We start from the raw sequence: 16,372 nt of genomic DNA, 5'->3' as shown, positions 1-16,372 counted from the left end.
GTGTTTTTTGTTAATATGATAAAATAGTTTAACTGAAATTATCAACTTATCAAATTATTAAGAAAAACGAGGTATTTCAATAATTACTTTTTTGCTAATTCTTTTATTTTTATTTGAAAAGCAGCGAATAATAAGGTCATAAACGGACTTAACCAATTAAAAACAGCATAACCAGCATAGTGAAGCGTATCAACACCTAAAACGCCACTTTGGTATGCGCCACAGGTGTTCCAAGGTATTAAGACTGATGTAACGGTGCCAGAATCTTCTAAAGTTCTACTTAAATTTTCGGGCGCTAAACCACGATCTTCATAAGCTTTTTTAAACATTTTTCCTGGTATTACAATTGCCAAATATTGATCGGATGCAATAGCATTTAATCCTAAACAGCTAATTACGGTACTAGTAAATAACCCAAAAATAGTATGGGCTAGTTTTAATAATTCTTTAGTAATTCTAGCCAATGCACCAATACCATCCATAATACCACCAAATATCATGGCACATATAATCAGGAATATGGTCCATAGCATACCTTCCATTCCGCCAGCAGAAAAAAGGTCGTTTAACTTTTCGTTGTCGGTTGTGATTTGTGTTTCAGTAAAAATGGATGTTGTAATTGCAGACAATTTTGAGTTAGATAAATGCATCAAAACATCTGGCTGAAAAATAAAAGCAAAAATAGCAGCAAGAATAACACCTGTACTTAATGCTATTAATGGTTTAGTTTTTAAAAGAATTAACGCAATTACAACCACAGGTACAATAAATAACCATGGAGAAATATTGAAAGTTGTACTTATTGTTGATAGTAAACTACTTAAATCGGCAGTTCCAGAGGTTTCAATGGAGGCACTAATTATTCCAAAAACTATAAGTGTAATAACTAGCGTAGGTACTGTTGTAAGCGTCATGTAGCGAATATGCGTAAATAAATCGGTTCCAGCCATAGCAGGCGCTAGGTTTGTAGTATCACTTAATGGCGACATTTTATCACCAAAATAAGCACCAGAAATAACGGCACCAGCTATCATGCCTGTTTCAATTCCTAGAGCAGTTCCAATACCAACTAACGCAATACCAACTGTGGCAGAAGTTGTCCAAGAACTACCCGTTGCAATGGAGATAACAGCACAAATTACTACTGAAGCTGGTAAAAATATAGACGGACTTAACACTTGCAAACCATAGTAAACCATAGCTGGTATAACGCCACTAATTAGCCATGTTCCGGCTAAAGCACCAACTAAAAATAAAATTAATATGGGTATAAAAACACTTTTTAAATTTTCCCAAATTTCTTTAAGCATGCGTTCTATGGTTACTTTATTAAAAAAACCAACAAGTGCAGCAACTACGCCACCAAGTAATAAAATAATTTGATTTGTATAAGTACCAAACCACTCTTGTCCTTCAACAAAAAATATGTTGTAAGCTAACATACCCATTAAGATAACCACAGGAATTATGGCTTCCCAAATGTTAAGTTCTGTGTTTTCAATAATGTTTTGGTTTTCTATTTCTATTTTGGAAATATTCTTATCGTCTTGCATTATTTGGAATTTGAAATGTAATGTTACGATTTTATAAAAAGGTATGCAAATAGAAAAAAAGCCAAAAGTTTAATTTTGGCTTTGTGCTTTGGGTGTTTAAGTTGTTTTTAATTAAGAATTTTTAGTTCTTTCATACATTTATTCATCATTTGATAGGTGCGTTCTATATCATCATCCAATCCTATTGAAAACCGAATTAAGCCGTCACTTAATCCCATAGATTTTTGTTCCTCTAAAGGAATTTCAGAAGATGTAGATGTTCCTGGTGCGCTAAACAATGTTTTATAAAAGCCTAAACTTACAGCTAAATAGCCTAAATTTCTGTTTTGCATAAGTTCCATAAGTTGGTTGGCTTTGTCTAACGAACCAACATCAATTGTAAGCATACCTCCAAAACCATATTTTGTATTCATCATACTTTTAAATAGCTCATGTGATGGATGTGATTTCAAACCAGGATAAACAGTTTTTAAACCATCTGCTTCAAATTTTTCGGCTAAAAACAAGCCGTTTTTGCTGTGTTGTTGCATTCTAATATGCAAGGTTCTTAAGTTTTTTAAAATAGAAGCAGCTCGTAAACTATCCATTGTAGCTCCCAAAAGCATAGAAGCACCATGGTTTACATTTCGTAAATCATTTATAAATTCTTGAGTTCCGCAAACCACACCGCCAACTGTATCACTAGAACCATTAATAAATTTTGTTAAACTATGTATTACCACATCGGCACCTAAAATAGCAGGTGAAATAGATAATGGCGAAAATGTATTATCTACTACCAATTTTAGATTGTGTTTTTTGGCAATTGCCGCTAAACCTTTAATATCTGCAACTTCTAAAAGCGGATTGCTAACCGATTCGCAATATAAAACCTTAGTATTTTTTGTAATTGCAGCTTCAATAGTTTCTAGTTTAGTAATATCAACAAATGTGGTATCGATATGTAAACCAGGTAAAAAGTTTTTCAAAAACGCATAAGTTCCTCCATAAATTGTTCGACTAGATACTATGTGGTTTCCAGCTTCACAAAGTTGAAGTAAAACAGGAGTGATGGCACCCATGCCAGATGCCGAAACATTTGCAGTTTCAGTACCTTCCATAGCTGCTAAAGCTTCTCCTAGATATAAATTTGAAGGTGATGAATGGCGTGAATACAGGTAGCAACCATCGGCATTTCCTTCAAAAGTATCAAACATGGTTTTTGCTGATAGAAATGTATATGTTGATGAATCTGAAATAGAAGGATTTACACCTCCAAATTCGCCAAAGTATTGTAAATCTTGTATGTTATTTGCAGGTTTAAAATCCATAATTTATTTATATTAAGTTATATAACAAATTTCGATAATTACAGATTTATAAACAATGAATGTGTTATTATTTAGAAAATAAAACTATATAAATTATATTTGTTAGAAAATATAATTATGAGTTTCTGTAAAATATAAGTTTTAATGAAAATATTTCTATTATGACATTTGATAACATTGATAAAAAGTTGCTAGAATATTTGCAAGCAGACAGCAAGCAAACAAATAAAGAATTGTCTAATAAACTAAATCTTTCAGTCACAGCAGTTTACGAACGTATTAAAAAGCTTGAAAAAGAAGGTTTTATTGATAAGTATGTAGCACTAGTTAATAAAGATCTTGTTGAAAAATCCTTTGTTGCATTTTGTCATATAAAATTGATACAGCATTCGCAAAATTTTGTTATGGAATTTGAAAAAGAGGTTAAAGATTTAAGCGAAGTATTGGAATGTTATCATATAAGTGGCGATTATGATTATCTATTGAAAATTTTGGTGAAAGATATAGCTGCTTTTAGAGAATTTCTGGTAAAAAAGCTAACCTCAATAAGTCATATTGGTAGTACGCACAGTATGTTTGTAATTAATGAAGTTAAACACACAACGACAATAAGTTTTTAATTACTTATTTTTTATTACTTTTAAGCAGCTATTATTAACTAACTAAATTTATTGTATGAAAAACCTAAGTTATATTATTTTAGGAGTTATTTTAGGTGCATTGGCCACCTATTTTTTTTGTCCAAGACAAATTGAAGAAAGTTCAATAAAAATAGTAAAGCCTAAAGGTGTTATTTCTACTGAAAATGCAAAAGAATTAAATGCAAATTGGACATTACATAGAAAAGCTGCAGTAGATTCTGCAGCACAACAACAAGGAAGAAAAGAAGATGATCGGTCGGTATGGTGGTCTTTAAGTGACATAGAAAATTATTTGGTTTATGCTAAAAATCAATCGGATAGTTTAGGATATAACATGACTGGTATTCGTGTTTATTTAGGAGTTTATGGTAAAAATGCAGGACAAACAAAAAAAGATTTAAGCACCATGTTTATTGTGCCTACAGGAAGTCCAAACAAATCAAAAGCATCAAGTATTAATTTGAATTTCCGTGGAGGAAAAGGCGATATTCCTGCACCGCCTTTAAATGATGGTGCTGGTGGTGATGGTGGTTATCCACAATAATTTTAATGAATGATTTTTTATTAGAATATAAAAACATACTAACCAATAGTGTGGAAATTTTAGCAGCTGTTACAGGTTTATCGCTTTATAAAAGGTATAAACTTACAGCTGCTAAATATTTCGTATTTTTTTTAGTATATCTGTCTGTTTGTGATTTTATTGGCAATTATGTAAATTATATAAAAGATGGTTTTTTAAGTTTTTTAAAAGGCACTGTTTTTATTAGAAACTTTTGGTGGTCAACACTATACTGGAAAATTGGAGCGATTGTATTTTTTTGTTTTTATTACCATAAAATATTAAGTACCGAATTGTTTAAAACTATTATAAAGTATAGTGGTTTAAGTTTTTTTGTTTTTTCAATAGGATATGTTCTTCTTAATTGGAATGATTATTTTGTGCGATTTTTTCCAGTTATAAGTGTTTTAGGAGCTATTATCATATTTAAGTGTACTGTTTTTTATTTCTTTGAAATTTTACAAAGCGAAAAAATATTAAGCTTCTATAAGTCGCTTAATTTTTATATTAGTGCAGCTATTTTTATTTGGTGGCTTATTATATCTCCATTGGTGTTTTATGATATTTATAATAGTAATTACGACTGGAATTTTATATTCTTGAAATGGCAAATCTATTTATTTGCAAATATCGTCATGTATTCAACTTTTACCTTTGCTTTAATATATTGCAAACCTGATGAAAAGCCAACAAAACCTTATTAATTAATGCGCTATTTTCTTAATATTTTACTTCAAAGCAAAACGGCATCTACTGCTGCAGAACGTTATTTATTAGTGTATATGATTGCCGTTTTGGTAATAGTAACTTCTTTGGTAATTATATTTTTTATAGTTTTTCAAAAAAGAAAAAACAAATTATTGCTTGATAGAATTGAACAACAACAAGCTTTTGAAGCTGAAATTGCACAAGCACAAACCGAAACCCAAGAACAAACCTTGAAAAATATTGGTTGGGAGTTGCACGATAATATTGGACAGCTACTATCATTCGCCAGCATGCAGTTAAGTATTTTAAAAATGCAAATGCCAAATGAAGTAAAAGATAAATTTAAAGACACAACTGAAGCTTTAAAAGATAGTTTGGCAGAAGTACGATTACTTTCAAAAACATTAAATAATGAAGTTGTACTAAATATAGGTTTTGAAAAATCGATAACAAATGAGTTAAACCGATTAAAAAAGATGAAATTCGACACCGCTGAACTTGAAATTATTGGTGAGAAAATAGATTTTAAAGACAGAAAACACGAAATAATTATTTTTAGAATACTTCAAGAATTTTTATCAAATTCAGTTAAATATTCTGAAGCTAAAAACTTGAATATCATATTAAACTACCAAAAAATTAATTTAGTTATCACCGCAACAGATGATGGAAAAGGGTTTAATATAAATGAAACTGAAAAAGGTTCTGGTTTGATTAATATGAAAAGTAGAGCAGCATTAATTCAAGCGGTATTAGAACTAACTTCGCAACCCAATAAAGGCACAAAATTAATAGTGAATTATCCGTTACAATAGTCACTAAGCAAACAGTTTAAATAGTTTTTTTATAAGGTTTAACTTTTTTGTGTAAGGTGTATATCTTAATGATGGGTCAAGCCAATTTCCTCGTTTTATAATAGATTTAGCATGCGAAAATGTATCAAACCCATATTTTCCGTGGTAAGCACCCATACCACTAGCACCAACACCACCAAACGGCAGTTTGTGGTTTCCAAAATGAATTAAAGTATCATTAATTACGCCACCTCCAAAACTGTATTTAATAAGTGTTTCCTTTACAAAGTTTTTGTTATTTGAAAACACATAGCAGGCTAGTGGTTTTTCAAAATTTGAAATAATATGTTCAATATCTTCGTTCGTTTTATAGGTTAGAATAGGTAAAATAGGTCCGAATATTTCATGCTTCATAACTTCACTTTCTAAACTAGGTTCATCAATAAGGGTAGGAGATACATAGTTTTCACTTTCGTCAAAATCACCACCAAAAATAACATCTATGTCTTCAAGAAGTTTGATTAAACGAACTGTGTTTTTGGTATTTATTATTCTAGGAAAATCGGCTGATTCTTTTGGGTTTTCACCATAGGCTTTTAATATTTCTATTTTTAAAAGTTTAATAAAATCGTTTTTAATTTTAGCTTTTATGATGATGTAATCTGGTGCAATACATGTTTGTCCTGCATTAAAAAATTTACCCCAAACCAATCGTTTGGCAACTAATTTTAAATTTACAGTGTCATCGATGATGCAAGGTGATTTACCTCCCAATTCTAAAGTTACAGGTGTTACATGTTTAGCTGCTGCTTGTGCTATAATTTTCCCTACGGGCACGCTTCCTGTAAAAAAAATATAATCCCATTTTTGGGCGAGTAATTCTGTTGAAGTTTCAATGCCACCTTCAATAGAAACCGCATAATTATCAGGAAACACATTTTTTATAATATCTGTTAAAAGTTGCGATGTGTTTTTTGTTAATTCACTAGGTTTTAAAACCACAGTATTTCCTGCGGCAATTGCCATAATTAAAGGTTCTAATGCAAGAAGAAAAGGGTAATTCCAAGGTGCAATTATTAGCACTGTTCCGTAAGGTTCTTTGTAAATATAATCGGTTGATGGAAATGATAAAATAGACGGTGTAATACGTTTTGGTTTACTCCACTTTTTTAAGTTTTTAATAGCTAAATTAAGTTGAGAAATAACCAGCCCAAATTCACTTATAAAAGTTTCAAATTCCGATTTTTTAAAATCGTGTTGTAATGCATCATAAACAGCTTGTTCTTTTAAAAGAATTTCATTTTTTAACGCTTTTAAATACTGCAACCTAAAAGTAATAGTTTTAGTTTTTTGAGAATTAAAAAAGGTTTTTTGTTCGGAAATAATGTTTGAGATGCTGTTCACAACTGTTTTTTATAAAGATATAAAATTAAGTGTTACAAGCATTCCAAATAGCATCATCTGGTAACGGTGCAGTAATAGAAATAGTTTCATTTTTTACAGGATGCGTAAATGTAATGTGTCTTGCATGTAAATGAATACTGCCATCAGGATTACTTCGGTCAAAACCATATTTTAAATCGCCTTTAATAGGGCAACCAATACTTGATAGTTGCGAACGAATTTGATGATGCCTACCCGTTTCTAAATTTACTTCAAGTAGAAAATAATTATCTAATTTTTGTACTAATTTATAGTGAAGAATGGCTTTTTTGCTGTCTTTTACTTCTTTAATAAACGCTGAAGATTTGTTGTTTTTTTGGTTTTTTTTAAGCCAGTGAATTAATGAATCTGCAATTTTAGGTGGTTCATTTTTAACAATTGCCCAATAGGTTTTAGCAATATCTTTTGAAACAAATAACGCATTTAAACGCGGTAATACTTTGCTGGTTTTTGCAAAAATAACCAAGCCTGTTGTTGGTCTGTCTAACCTGTGTACAACACCCAAATACACATTTCCTGGTTTGTTGTATTTATCTTTAATATAGCTTTTTACAACCTCGCTAAGTGGTTTATCTCCAGTTTTATCGCCTTGAACTATATCACCAGCACGCTTATTAACTATGATAATATGATTATCTTCAAAAAGGATTTGAAGGTTGTTTTTATTAGAAAATATTTTTTCTGCCACGAATTATTAAAATTATATTTCTCGCAAAGTTTGGAGACTGAAAACTGCGACTGCGACTAAAAACTAGTACTGTTCAGAATCATTAGGAAAATCAACAGTTTTTACGTCATCAACATATTTAGAAATGGCATTAGTCATATCTTCATACAAATTTAAATAACGTCTTAAAAAACGCGGATTAAATTCATGTGTCATTCCTAACATATCGTGTAATACTAAAACTTGTCCATCTACACCATTGCCAGCGCCAATACCAATAATAGGAATACTTACACTTTCAGCAACTTGTTTCGCTAATGAAGCAGGTATTTTTTCAAGAACAATAGCAAAACAACCTAAACGTTCTAACATTTTAGCATCTTCAAGTAATTGCTCAGCTTCTTCTTCTTCCTTTGCCCGAACCGTATAAGTTCCAAATTTATAGATGGATTGTGGTGTTAAACCTAAATGCCCCATCACAGGAATTCCTGCATTTAAAATACGTTTTATAGATTCTTTAATTTCTTTACCACCTTCTAGTTTTACTGCATGTCCGCCACTTTCTTTCATAATTCTAATAGCTGAACGAAGTGCTTCTTTTGGGTCGCTTTGGTAACTTCCAAAAGGTAAATCGACTACCACCAATGCACGATCAATTGCTCGAACTACAGATGATGCATGATAAATCATTTGATCTAAAGTAATAGGAAGTGTAGTTTCATGTCCTGCCATAACATTACTGGCAGAATCACCTACCAAGATAACATCTACACCAGCGCCATCAACAATTTTTGCCATAGTATAATCGTAGGCAGTAAGCATTGATATTTTTTCGCCATTGGCTTTCATATCTACTAATGTTTTAACAGTGATGCGTTTGTATTCTTTTTTGGCTACGGACATTTTTTTGTTTTTAAAAATAGAATGTAAAAGTAATGAATTAAGTAGATATGTTAGGTTTTTAAGCTGTAGAGTTTAAGTGTTTTTTGAGTTTTAAATATGTTTTGCCTTAGTATCTTTCTAACTTAGAAACTTTGCCTTTGTAACTAAAAAAACTAACAATCGGTTAAATTAACACCAATAGCTAACCCGCCTTTGGATGTTTCTTTATATTTTTTGTTCATATCTTTTGCGGTTTCCCACATGGTTGCAACCACTTTATCTAGCGGTACTATTACGTTTTTTGGGTCGGTATCCAAAGCCATTTCTGCTGCGTTTATTGCTTTTATAGCACCCATAGCATTACGTTCTATACAAGGTATTTGTACTAAACCACCAATAGGGTCGCAGGTTAGTCCTAAATGGTGTTCCATAGCTATTTCGGCAGCTACCAATACTTGTTCTGGTGTACCACCCATAAGTTCGCATAGTGCAGCGGCAGCCATGGCAGATGATACGCCAATTTCAGCTTGACAACCACCCATAGCGGCACTAATGGTGGCGCCTTTTTTGAAAATACTTCCAATTTCACCAGCTACTAACAAGAATTGTTTGATATGTTTAAAACTGGCATTATGATTTTCAATAACCATGTAATACATTAAAACAGATGGAATTACACCTGCGCTACCATTAGTTGGTGCAGTAACAACACGACCTAAAGAGGCATTTACTTCATTAACCGATAAAGCAAAACAGCTTACCCATTTTAGTATTTGCCGGAATTTAACTTCGGTTTTTCTAATAGTTTCTAACCATTCTTGAGGATTGTTGTATACAATATCTCCTTTTAGGGTTTGGTAGGTGTCAAAAGCACGACGACGTACATTTAAACCACCGGGTAAATTGCCTTCGGTGTGGCAACCAATGTACATACATTCCAACATAGTGTTCCAAATGCGTAGCAATTCGAAATCGATAGTTTCAATTGAACGTATTGATTTTTCATTTTCTAAAACAACTTCGGCAATGGATTTATTTAATTGGTTGCAAAATTTTAAGAGATCATTTCCTGTTTCAATAGGGTAAGGAAACGTGCACTGAAAAATGATTTTTTTAGCTTCGGCATTTTTTCGTTCTTCTTGAACTACAAAACCACCACCAATGGAATAATATGTAGATTGCTGTTTTTCACCATTTATAATAGCTGTAAATTGAAGTGCATTTGCATGAAAAGGCAAAAACTTTTTATTAAAAACAATCTGTTTTTCTGGATTAAAGGCAAGTTCTTTTTCGTTATTAAAAAGTAAGGTATTGGTGGTTTTTACTTTTAAAACAATGTCGTTTATATTTTCAACAGGAATGGTTTCTGGGTTTGCGCCGCTTAAACCTAGCATAATGGCATAATCGGTGGCATGACCTTTTCCTGTTAAAGATAAGGAACCGTACAAATCTATCGAAATGCTTTCAATGGTATCAAATTTATTAGCTTCTTTTAGCTCTTTTATCCAGCGTTCTGCTGCTCGCCATGGTCCTAAAGTGTGTGAACTTGAAGGTCCAACACCAATTTTAAGCATATCGAAAACTGAAATACATTCCATAAAATAGACTTTATTGAAAACAAATTAAGTGATTTGTTTTATTTTGAATATAAAAATTAACTAAGAATTATAAAATAAGTGACAAGGTGTCAGTATTTGTTAGTTGGCATAATCATTGACTTTAACAAACCGAATTTAAAAATGAATTTTCAACACAAATAAAACATATTATGAGTAAAATTATTGGAATCGATTTAGGAACAACCAACTCTTGCGTTTCGGTGATGGAAGGAAATGAGCCTGTTGTTATCCCAAACGCAGAAGGTAAACGTACTACGCCATCGGTAATCGCATTTGTTGAAGGCGGCGAAATTAAAGTTGGTGATCCAGCTAAGCGTCAAGCGGTAACTAACCCAACAAAAACGGTTTATTCTATTAAACGTTTTATGGGTAATAAATATTCTGAGTCTAGCAAAGAAGCAGATCGTGTACCTTACAAAGTAGTAAAAGGAGATAACGACACACCAAGAGTTGATATTGATGGACGTTTATATACGCCACAAGAATTATCGGCTATGATTCTTCAAAAAATGAAGAAAACAGCTGAAGATTATTTAGGAACAACAGTTAGTGAAGCAGTTATTACTGTGCCTGCTTACTTTAATGACAGTCAACGTCAAGCTACTAAAGAAGCTGGTGAAATTGCTGGTTTAAAAGTACGTAGAATTATAAACGAACCTACTGCAGCTGCACTAGCTTACGGTTTAGATAAAAAAGGAAAAGACCAAAAAATTGTAGTTTTTGACTTTGGTGGCGGAACACATGACGTATCAATTTTAGAATTAGGTGATGGTGTATTTGAAGTACTGTCAACTGATGGTGATACACATTTAGGTGGTGATGATGTTGATGAAAAAATCATTAACTGGTTAGCAGATGAATTTAATGCAGAGGAAGGTATGGATTTAAGAAAAGATCCAATGTCTTTACAACGTTTAAAAGAAGCTGCTGAAAAAGCGAAGATTGAATTATCATCTTCAGCTTCAACAGAAATAAACTTACCTTATATTACTGCTACTGCTAGTGGACCAAAACACTTAGTGCGTACATTAACTAAAGCTAAATTTGAACAATTAATTGACGATTTAGTAAAACGTACCATTGCACCTTGTGAATCTGCTTTAAAAGCAGCAGGATTAAGCAAAAATGATATTGATGAAGTTATTTTAGTAGGTGGTTCTACACGTATTCCTGCGGTACAAGCTGCTGTTGAGAAATTCTTCGGAAAAGCACCAAGCAAAGGTGTAAATCCAGATGAAGTTGTTTCTTTAGGTGCTGGTATTCAAGGTGGTGTATTATCTGGTGATGTAAAAGATGTATTGTTATTAGACGTTACACCGTTATCATTAGGTATTGAAACTATGGGTAATGTAATGACGAAGCTTATTGAAGCAAATACTACGATTCCTACCAAGAAATCGCAAGTATTCTCAACAGCTGCTGATAATCAACCATCTGTAGAAATCCATGTATTACAAGGTGAAAGAGCCATGGCTGCTGATAACAAAACTATTGGACGTTTCCACTTAGATGGTATTCCACCAGCACGTCGTGGTACACCTCAAATTGAAGTAACATTTGATATTGATGCCAATGGTATTATACACGTAACAGCTGGAGATAAAGCTACAGGTAAAACACAAGATATTCGTATTGAAGCATCTTCTGGTTTAACTGAAGAAGAAATTCAAAAAATGAAAGCAGATGCAGAAGCAAATGCAGAAGCTGATAAAGTAGCAAAAGAAAAAGCTGAAAAATTAAATGCTGCTGATGCGATGATTTTCCAAACTGAAAGTCAATTAGCTGAATTTGGTGATAAATTATCTGCTGATAAAAAACAACCAATAGAAGATGCATTAGCTGAACTTAAAACAGCGTTTGAAACTAAAGATTTAGCGGTTATAGACCCAGCTTTAGAGAAAATAAACGAAGCTTGGAAAGTTGCAAGTGAAGAAATGTACAAAGCACAAGCAGAAGCTCAAGGTGGCGCACAACCAGGACCAGATGCAAGCCAAAATGGGCAAGCTGAAGGTAGTGATGTTGAAGACGTAGACTTTGAAGAAGTGAAATAAAAAATGTTTCATGTGTCGGAAGGCACAAGACTAAAGCAAAAACGCAACCAAATTGGTTGCGTTTTTTTATTATTGAGTTAATATTTAGCTATAAGAAATTACCATTTTCATCAGTTTTAATGTCTAAACTTTTGGCATCATTAACCAACTTAATTTTGTAAAGTCTTTTAGTTATTCCTTTGTTTGTGTGGTAGTTAACATAGTAAGTGTTGTTTGTTATCGACCAATTTGGGTATTGTTCAAGTATTGCATAAATAACTTCTAATGGTAATCTAACATTAGTATATTTTTCAGTAGTACTAATTATTTTTCCTTCATTGTTAAAGTCAGCAACAATACTTCCTTCTGGTATTTTAAAAGTAATACTATAAATTTCACCTTTATCATATTCAGCACTAGATTTTTCCATTTTATAATCTAAAACTGAAGCTTCTAATTTTTTAACAGGTTTTGCTAGCATATCTGTAGTGCTAGCTGTTAAATAATTATAGTTTGATACTAATTCAACTTCTGCCAAGGCTATTTCTTGCGCAATTATTTGAGTATTAATTCCAAAAACCAATAAAATAAAAACAAATTTTTTCATAATAATCATATTTTAATTTTATCAAAAATAACTATGCACGCATAATAAAAATATGATAAATGTCATGTTGTCAATCAGTTATGCTTATTCGATGATAAAATTTTTATAACTTATTGATAATTAGGTGTTATGCATGCATAATATTTTTGCTATATTTGATAAAAAAAATAAATATGTCTTCAAAACTAACACAGCTTTTAAATATAAAGCACCCAATTATTCAAGCGCCTATGTTTTTGGTATCTAATACGGCTATGGTTATTGAAGCAATGAAAAGTGGTATAGCAGGTTGTATTCCTGCATTAAATTACAGAACGCTTGAAGAATTAAAAAATGCAATTCAAGAATTAAAAGCGGCTAAAGTTGAAGGCGGTTCTTTTGGTTTTAACTTGATAGTAAATAAATCTAATATAAAGTATAAAGAACAATTACATGTACTGTGTGAAGAAGGTTGCGATTTTATTATTACATCATTAGGAAGTCCAGAAGAAACCATTAATCAAGCTCATAAAGTAGGTATTAAAGTATTTTGTGATGTAGTTGATTTAAAATTTGCACAAAAAGTTGAAGCTTTAGGAGCCGATGCCATAATAGCTGTAAACAATCAAGCTGGTGGCCATAGAGGTGATATTTCACCAGAAACATTAATTAAAGACCTTGTTTTAAATTGTAATATTCCAGTAATTTCAGCAGGTGGTGTTGGTTGTAAAGCAGATGTTGATGAAATGTTAAGTTATGGCGCATCTGGAGTTTCAGTAGGAAGTCCGTTTATAGCATCCGTTGAAGCCAATGTAACAGATGAATACAAACAAGCTTGTATTGAGTACGGTTCAAAAGATATTGTAATGACCGAGCGTATTTCTGGAACTCCTTGTACCGTAATAAACACACCTTACGTAAAAAAAATTGGCACTAAAACCACATGGTTAGAATCTGTTTTAAACAAACACAAAAAGCTCAAAAAATGGGTTAAATTGATTCGGTTTTCAATTGGTATGAAAGCTACCGAAAAAGCAGCTACAAAAGCAACTTATAAAACGGTTTGGGTTGCTGGCCCAAGTATTGAATACACTAAGGAGGTTTTGCATGTAAAAGAAATTGTAAATCGATTAGTAAACTAATTTACTAAAGCACTAGTTTTTGCTCTATTTCGTTTTTTATTTCCAACAAATAAACTTAAAGTAACACATGCTGTTAAACCACCAACAACAGTAGCAGCTACATCTGGCGTATCAAAATGATTGTCTGGTTTTGTACTGTCGTAAACTTCTTTTGCAATACCTGCAAGCGCAGAAGCACCTAAACCATACCAGAAAGCTTTGTTTTTATCTTTAGTTTTAGAATAAACAAAGGCATAGGTAGTGCCAGAAATCAATGCACCTGCAGCTACATGGTATTCGCCATCATCTGAAATAAACTGCGCATAACCATAATAAGTTAAAGAAAAGAAGAAGATTAAAAATAGCGCAAGAGCTTTCATTTGCTTAAATAAAATGTTTGGTTAATTAAAACTAGGGATTTAAAATTTAAAATTGTTATATATTCGATTTTGATAATTATTTTTACGATTAAAAGTAACAGAATCTATTTAAGTTAAAAAAAAATTATAATGAATTACAGAGAGTTAGGAAGTAAAGGATTAGCAGTTAGTGAAGTAGGATTAGGATGTTGGCAATTAGGAGCCGATTGGGGACAAGACATTTCAAAAGAAAACGCATTCAATATTTTAAATGAAGCAGTAAAAAACGGCATCACCTTTTTTGATACTGCCGATGTTTATGGAAATGGGAAAAGTGAAACTTTAATAGGCGAATTTCTAAAAACTTGTGATACACCTGTAAAAATAGCCACAAAATTTGGTAGGGCAGGAGATGCATATCCAGATAAATATTCAAAAGATGTTTTACAAAAATCGGTTGAAGCTTCTTTAAAACGTTTAGGTGTAGAATCAATCGATTTATTACAGTTACATTGCATTCCAACGCATTATTTGAAAGAAGGAAGCATTTTTAATTGGCTGCGCGAATTAAAGCAAGAAGGACTTATCAAGCATTTTGGTGCCAGTGTTGAAACTGTTGAAGAAGGTTTAATTTGCATGCAGCAAGAAGGCTTATTGTCTTTGCAGGTTATATTCAACATTTTTCGTCAAAAATTAATAACCGAATTATTTCCGCAAGCGGAAGAAAAAGGTATTGGAATTATTGTGCGTTTACCATTGGCAAGTGGATTACTTTCAGGAAAGTTTAACTCAAATACTACTTTTCAAGAGAATGACCATAGAAATTACAACAAAAATGGAGAAGCTTTTAATGTAGGCGAAACATTTGCTGGTTTACCTTTTGAAAAGGGTTTAGAATTTGTTGATGCCATTAAGAAGGATGTACTGCCAAACAATTTAACCATGGTACAACTCGCATTACGTTGGATTTTAGACCATAAAGCAGTAAGTACTATTATACCAGGAGCAAGTAATACTAAACAAGTACTTTCAAATGCCGAAGTTTCAAACCTTGAAGCTTTATCAATAGAAACTCATGAAGCTCTAGTTAAGTTATATAAAACTAAAGTACATAGTGAAATTCGTGGAGGCTATTAATTAATTTATAAATGAAAACAATCCAACTTACATTCATATTGGTTTTAATGGTGTGTATTGGTTTTGCTCAAAACCCATTCATAACACACATGTATACTGCCGATCCTTCCGCTAGGGTTTTTAATGATACGCTATATGTATATCCGTCACATGACAAAGATGATGCTGTTAAATTCACAATGGACGATTGGCATGTGTTTTCTACCACCGATATGAAAACATGGACAGACCATGGTGTCGCGTTGTCATTAACCGATTTAAGTTGGGCAAGTTTTCAAGCATGGGCGCCAGATTGTATTTATAGAAATGGTAAATACTATTTTTATTATCCTGTTGAACACAGTAAAATTGGTGTTGCCATAGGCGATAAACCCACAGGACCTTTTGTAGATCCGTTAAACAAACCATTAATTCACACAAATTCAGAAGGCGTTGTTTGCAATCGTGATTTTATAGATCCCGCGGTTTTTATTGATGATGATGGGCAAGCCTATTTATATATGGGACAATTAGTTGTAAATGCCATTAAGTTGAATGAAGATATGATTTCTTATGATGGAAACGTATATTTACTAGAAGGAACAGACGATTTTTTTGAAGCTGTTTGGATGCACAAATACAAAGGCAATTATTATTTATCATATGTAGGCGAAAGTGGCGAAATTAAATATGGAATGAGTAAAAATCCGCTTGGACCATTTGAGTATAAAGGTGTTATTTTTCCAAAAATGAATAGTGGTACCAATCATCATTCTATAGTTGAATATAAAGGCGAATGGTACATGTTTTATCATAATTCAGATTTGTACTATAAAAATAATCCAGACATAGAAGAAAAATTTGGTTGGGGACATAAAGATAGTCCTCACCCATACCGCAGGTCTATTTGTTTTGATAAGTTGTTTTATAATGCAGATGGCACTATTCAGATGGTTGTGCCTACTAAATAAAAAATAAGAC

At 32.2% G+C, this 16,372-nt stretch carries 16 protein-coding genes; 8 read left to right on the top strand and 8 right to left on the bottom strand.

Annotated features, from left to right (window positions below):
• Positions 1–83: 83 nt before the first annotated feature.
• Positions 84–1,553 (bottom strand): Na+/H+ antiporter NhaC, encoded by a 1,470-nt coding sequence (gene nhaC / locus ACFQ1R_RS01940; RefSeq protein WP_379924425.1) that lies wholly within the window; start codon positions 1,551–1,553, stop codon positions 84–86.
• Positions 1,554–1,660: 107 nt separating this feature from the next.
• Complete coding sequence (locus tag ACFQ1R_RS01935) at positions 1,661–2,863, bottom strand: aminotransferase class I/II-fold pyridoxal phosphate-dependent enzyme (protein ID WP_379924424.1); 1,203 nt, start codon at positions 2,861–2,863, stop codon at positions 1,661–1,663.
• A 161-nt stretch (positions 2,864–3,024) separates the two neighbouring features.
• Here ACFQ1R_RS01935 and ACFQ1R_RS01930 point away from each other — a divergent pair, with 161 nt between their 5' ends.
• Genes ACFQ1R_RS01930 through ACFQ1R_RS01915 form a run of 4 tightly spaced genes read left to right on the top strand, consistent with a single transcriptional unit; the run spans position 3,025 to position 5,589 of the window.
• Positions 3,025–3,483: an Lrp/AsnC family transcriptional regulator gene (locus ACFQ1R_RS01930; protein ID WP_379924423.1), complete on the top strand. Its 459-nt coding sequence runs from the start codon at positions 3,025–3,027 to the stop codon at positions 3,481–3,483.
• Between the two features lie 55 nt (positions 3,484–3,538).
• Positions 3,539–4,048 carry a hypothetical protein gene (locus tag ACFQ1R_RS01925; RefSeq protein ID WP_379924422.1) on the top strand — a complete coding sequence of 170 codons (510 nt, stop codon included), beginning with the start codon at positions 3,539–3,541 and terminating at the stop codon, positions 4,046–4,048.
• A 5-nt stretch (positions 4,049–4,053) separates the two neighbouring features.
• A complete protein-coding gene (locus ACFQ1R_RS01920; protein ID WP_379924421.1) occupies positions 4,054–4,770 on the top strand; it encodes a hypothetical protein in 717 nt (238 codons plus the stop codon).
• A 3-nt stretch (positions 4,771–4,773) separates the two neighbouring features.
• Positions 4,774–5,589 (top strand): sensor histidine kinase, encoded by an 816-nt coding sequence (locus ACFQ1R_RS01915; protein ID WP_379924420.1) that lies wholly within the window; start codon positions 4,774–4,776, stop codon positions 5,587–5,589.
• A gap of 3 nt (positions 5,590–5,592) precedes the next feature.
• Here the strand turns inward: ACFQ1R_RS01915 and ACFQ1R_RS01910 are convergent, their stop codons facing one another.
• The 4 genes from ACFQ1R_RS01910 to ACFQ1R_RS01895 all read right to left on the bottom strand — a co-directional run bounded on the left by ACFQ1R_RS01910 (position 5,593) and on the right by ACFQ1R_RS01895 (position 10,158).
• Positions 5,593–6,963, bottom strand: a complete 1,371-nt coding sequence (locus ACFQ1R_RS01910; protein WP_379926293.1) for an aldehyde dehydrogenase — start codon at positions 6,961–6,963, stop codon at positions 5,593–5,595.
• Between the two features lie 34 nt (positions 6,964–6,997).
• Positions 6,998–7,699: an RluA family pseudouridine synthase gene (locus tag ACFQ1R_RS01905; RefSeq protein WP_379924419.1), complete on the bottom strand. Its 702-nt coding sequence runs from the start codon at positions 7,697–7,699 to the stop codon at positions 6,998–7,000.
• Positions 7,700–7,762: 63 nt separating this feature from the next.
• A complete protein-coding gene (gene panB / locus ACFQ1R_RS01900) occupies positions 7,763–8,581 on the bottom strand; it encodes a 3-methyl-2-oxobutanoate hydroxymethyltransferase (RefSeq protein ID WP_379924418.1) in 819 nt (272 codons plus the stop codon).
• Positions 8,582–8,733: 152 nt separating this feature from the next.
• Positions 8,734–10,158 (bottom strand): L-serine ammonia-lyase, encoded by a 1,425-nt coding sequence (locus ACFQ1R_RS01895; RefSeq protein WP_379924417.1) that lies wholly within the window; start codon positions 10,156–10,158, stop codon positions 8,734–8,736.
• 170 nt (positions 10,159–10,328) lie between these two features.
• On the opposite strand from ACFQ1R_RS01895, the gene dnaK reads away from it, so the two are divergent.
• Positions 10,329–12,230: a molecular chaperone DnaK gene (gene dnaK, locus ACFQ1R_RS01890; protein ID WP_379924416.1), complete on the top strand. Its 1,902-nt coding sequence runs from the start codon at positions 10,329–10,331 to the stop codon at positions 12,228–12,230.
• 88 nt (positions 12,231–12,318) lie between these two features.
• Here the strand turns inward: dnaK and ACFQ1R_RS01885 are convergent, their stop codons facing one another.
• Positions 12,319–12,816: a nicotinate-nucleotide adenylyltransferase gene (locus ACFQ1R_RS01885; RefSeq protein ID WP_379924415.1), complete on the bottom strand. Its 498-nt coding sequence runs from the start codon at positions 12,814–12,816 to the stop codon at positions 12,319–12,321.
• Between the two features lie 158 nt (positions 12,817–12,974).
• On the opposite strand from ACFQ1R_RS01885, the gene ACFQ1R_RS01880 reads away from it, so the two are divergent.
• A complete protein-coding gene (locus ACFQ1R_RS01880; RefSeq protein ID WP_379926292.1) occupies positions 12,975–13,937 on the top strand; it encodes an NAD(P)H-dependent flavin oxidoreductase in 963 nt (320 codons plus the stop codon).
• Here ACFQ1R_RS01880 and ACFQ1R_RS01875 read toward each other — a convergent pair.
• A complete protein-coding gene (locus tag ACFQ1R_RS01875; protein ID WP_379924414.1) occupies positions 13,934–14,296 on the bottom strand; it encodes a hypothetical protein in 363 nt (120 codons plus the stop codon). The genes ACFQ1R_RS01880 and ACFQ1R_RS01875 overlap by 4 nt on opposite strands.
• A 129-nt stretch (positions 14,297–14,425) precedes the next feature.
• On the opposite strand from ACFQ1R_RS01875, the gene ACFQ1R_RS01870 reads away from it, so the two are divergent.
• On the top strand, positions 14,426–15,412 hold the full coding sequence (locus ACFQ1R_RS01870) for an aldo/keto reductase (protein ID WP_379924413.1): 987 nt from the start codon (positions 14,426–14,428) through the stop codon (positions 15,410–15,412).
• A gap of 11 nt (positions 15,413–15,423) precedes the next feature.
• Positions 15,424–16,362: a family 43 glycosylhydrolase gene (locus ACFQ1R_RS01865; RefSeq protein WP_379924412.1), complete on the top strand. Its 939-nt coding sequence runs from the start codon at positions 15,424–15,426 to the stop codon at positions 16,360–16,362.
• Positions 16,363–16,372: the final 10 nt, after the last annotated feature.

It is taken from the genome of Mariniflexile jejuense, assembly GCF_042675665.1.
GTDB lineage: Bacteria > Bacteroidota > Bacteroidia > Flavobacteriales > Flavobacteriaceae > Mariniflexile > Mariniflexile jejuense.
The sequence above is the reverse complement of the archived record's forward strand: the minus strand, read 5'-3'. Positions and strand labels throughout refer to the sequence as shown.

Coding starts and splice junctions, on each gene's coding strand:
- ACFQ1R_RS01920 (WP_379924421.1), top strand. CDS start 4,054: ATGAATGATTTTTTATTAGAATATAAAAACATACTAACCAATAGTGTG.
- ACFQ1R_RS01875 (WP_379924414.1), bottom strand. CDS start 14,296: ATGAAAGCTCTTGCGCTATTTTTAATCTTCTTCTTTTCTTTAACTTAT.
- dnaK (WP_379924416.1), top strand. CDS start 10,329: ATGAGTAAAATTATTGGAATCGATTTAGGAACAACCAACTCTTGCGTT.
- ACFQ1R_RS01870 (WP_379924413.1), top strand. CDS start 14,426: ATGAATTACAGAGAGTTAGGAAGTAAAGGATTAGCAGTTAGTGAAGTA.
- ACFQ1R_RS01935 (WP_379924424.1), bottom strand. CDS start 2,863: ATGGATTTTAAACCTGCAAATAACATACAAGATTTACAATACTTTGGC.
- panB (WP_379924418.1), bottom strand. CDS start 8,581: ATGTCCGTAGCCAAAAAAGAATACAAACGCATCACTGTTAAAACATTA.
- nhaC (WP_379924425.1), bottom strand. CDS start 1,553: ATGCAAGACGATAAGAATATTTCCAAAATAGAAATAGAAAACCAAAAC.
- ACFQ1R_RS01925 (WP_379924422.1), top strand. CDS start 3,539: ATGAAAAACCTAAGTTATATTATTTTAGGAGTTATTTTAGGTGCATTG.
- ACFQ1R_RS01885 (WP_379924415.1), bottom strand. CDS start 12,816: ATGAAAAAATTTGTTTTTATTTTATTGGTTTTTGGAATTAATACTCAA.
- ACFQ1R_RS01915 (WP_379924420.1), top strand. CDS start 4,774: ATGCGCTATTTTCTTAATATTTTACTTCAAAGCAAAACGGCATCTACT.
- ACFQ1R_RS01930 (WP_379924423.1), top strand. CDS start 3,025: ATGACATTTGATAACATTGATAAAAAGTTGCTAGAATATTTGCAAGCA.
- ACFQ1R_RS01865 (WP_379924412.1), top strand. CDS start 15,424: ATGAAAACAATCCAACTTACATTCATATTGGTTTTAATGGTGTGTATT.
- ACFQ1R_RS01895 (WP_379924417.1), bottom strand. CDS start 10,158: ATGGAATGTATTTCAGTTTTCGATATGCTTAAAATTGGTGTTGGACCT.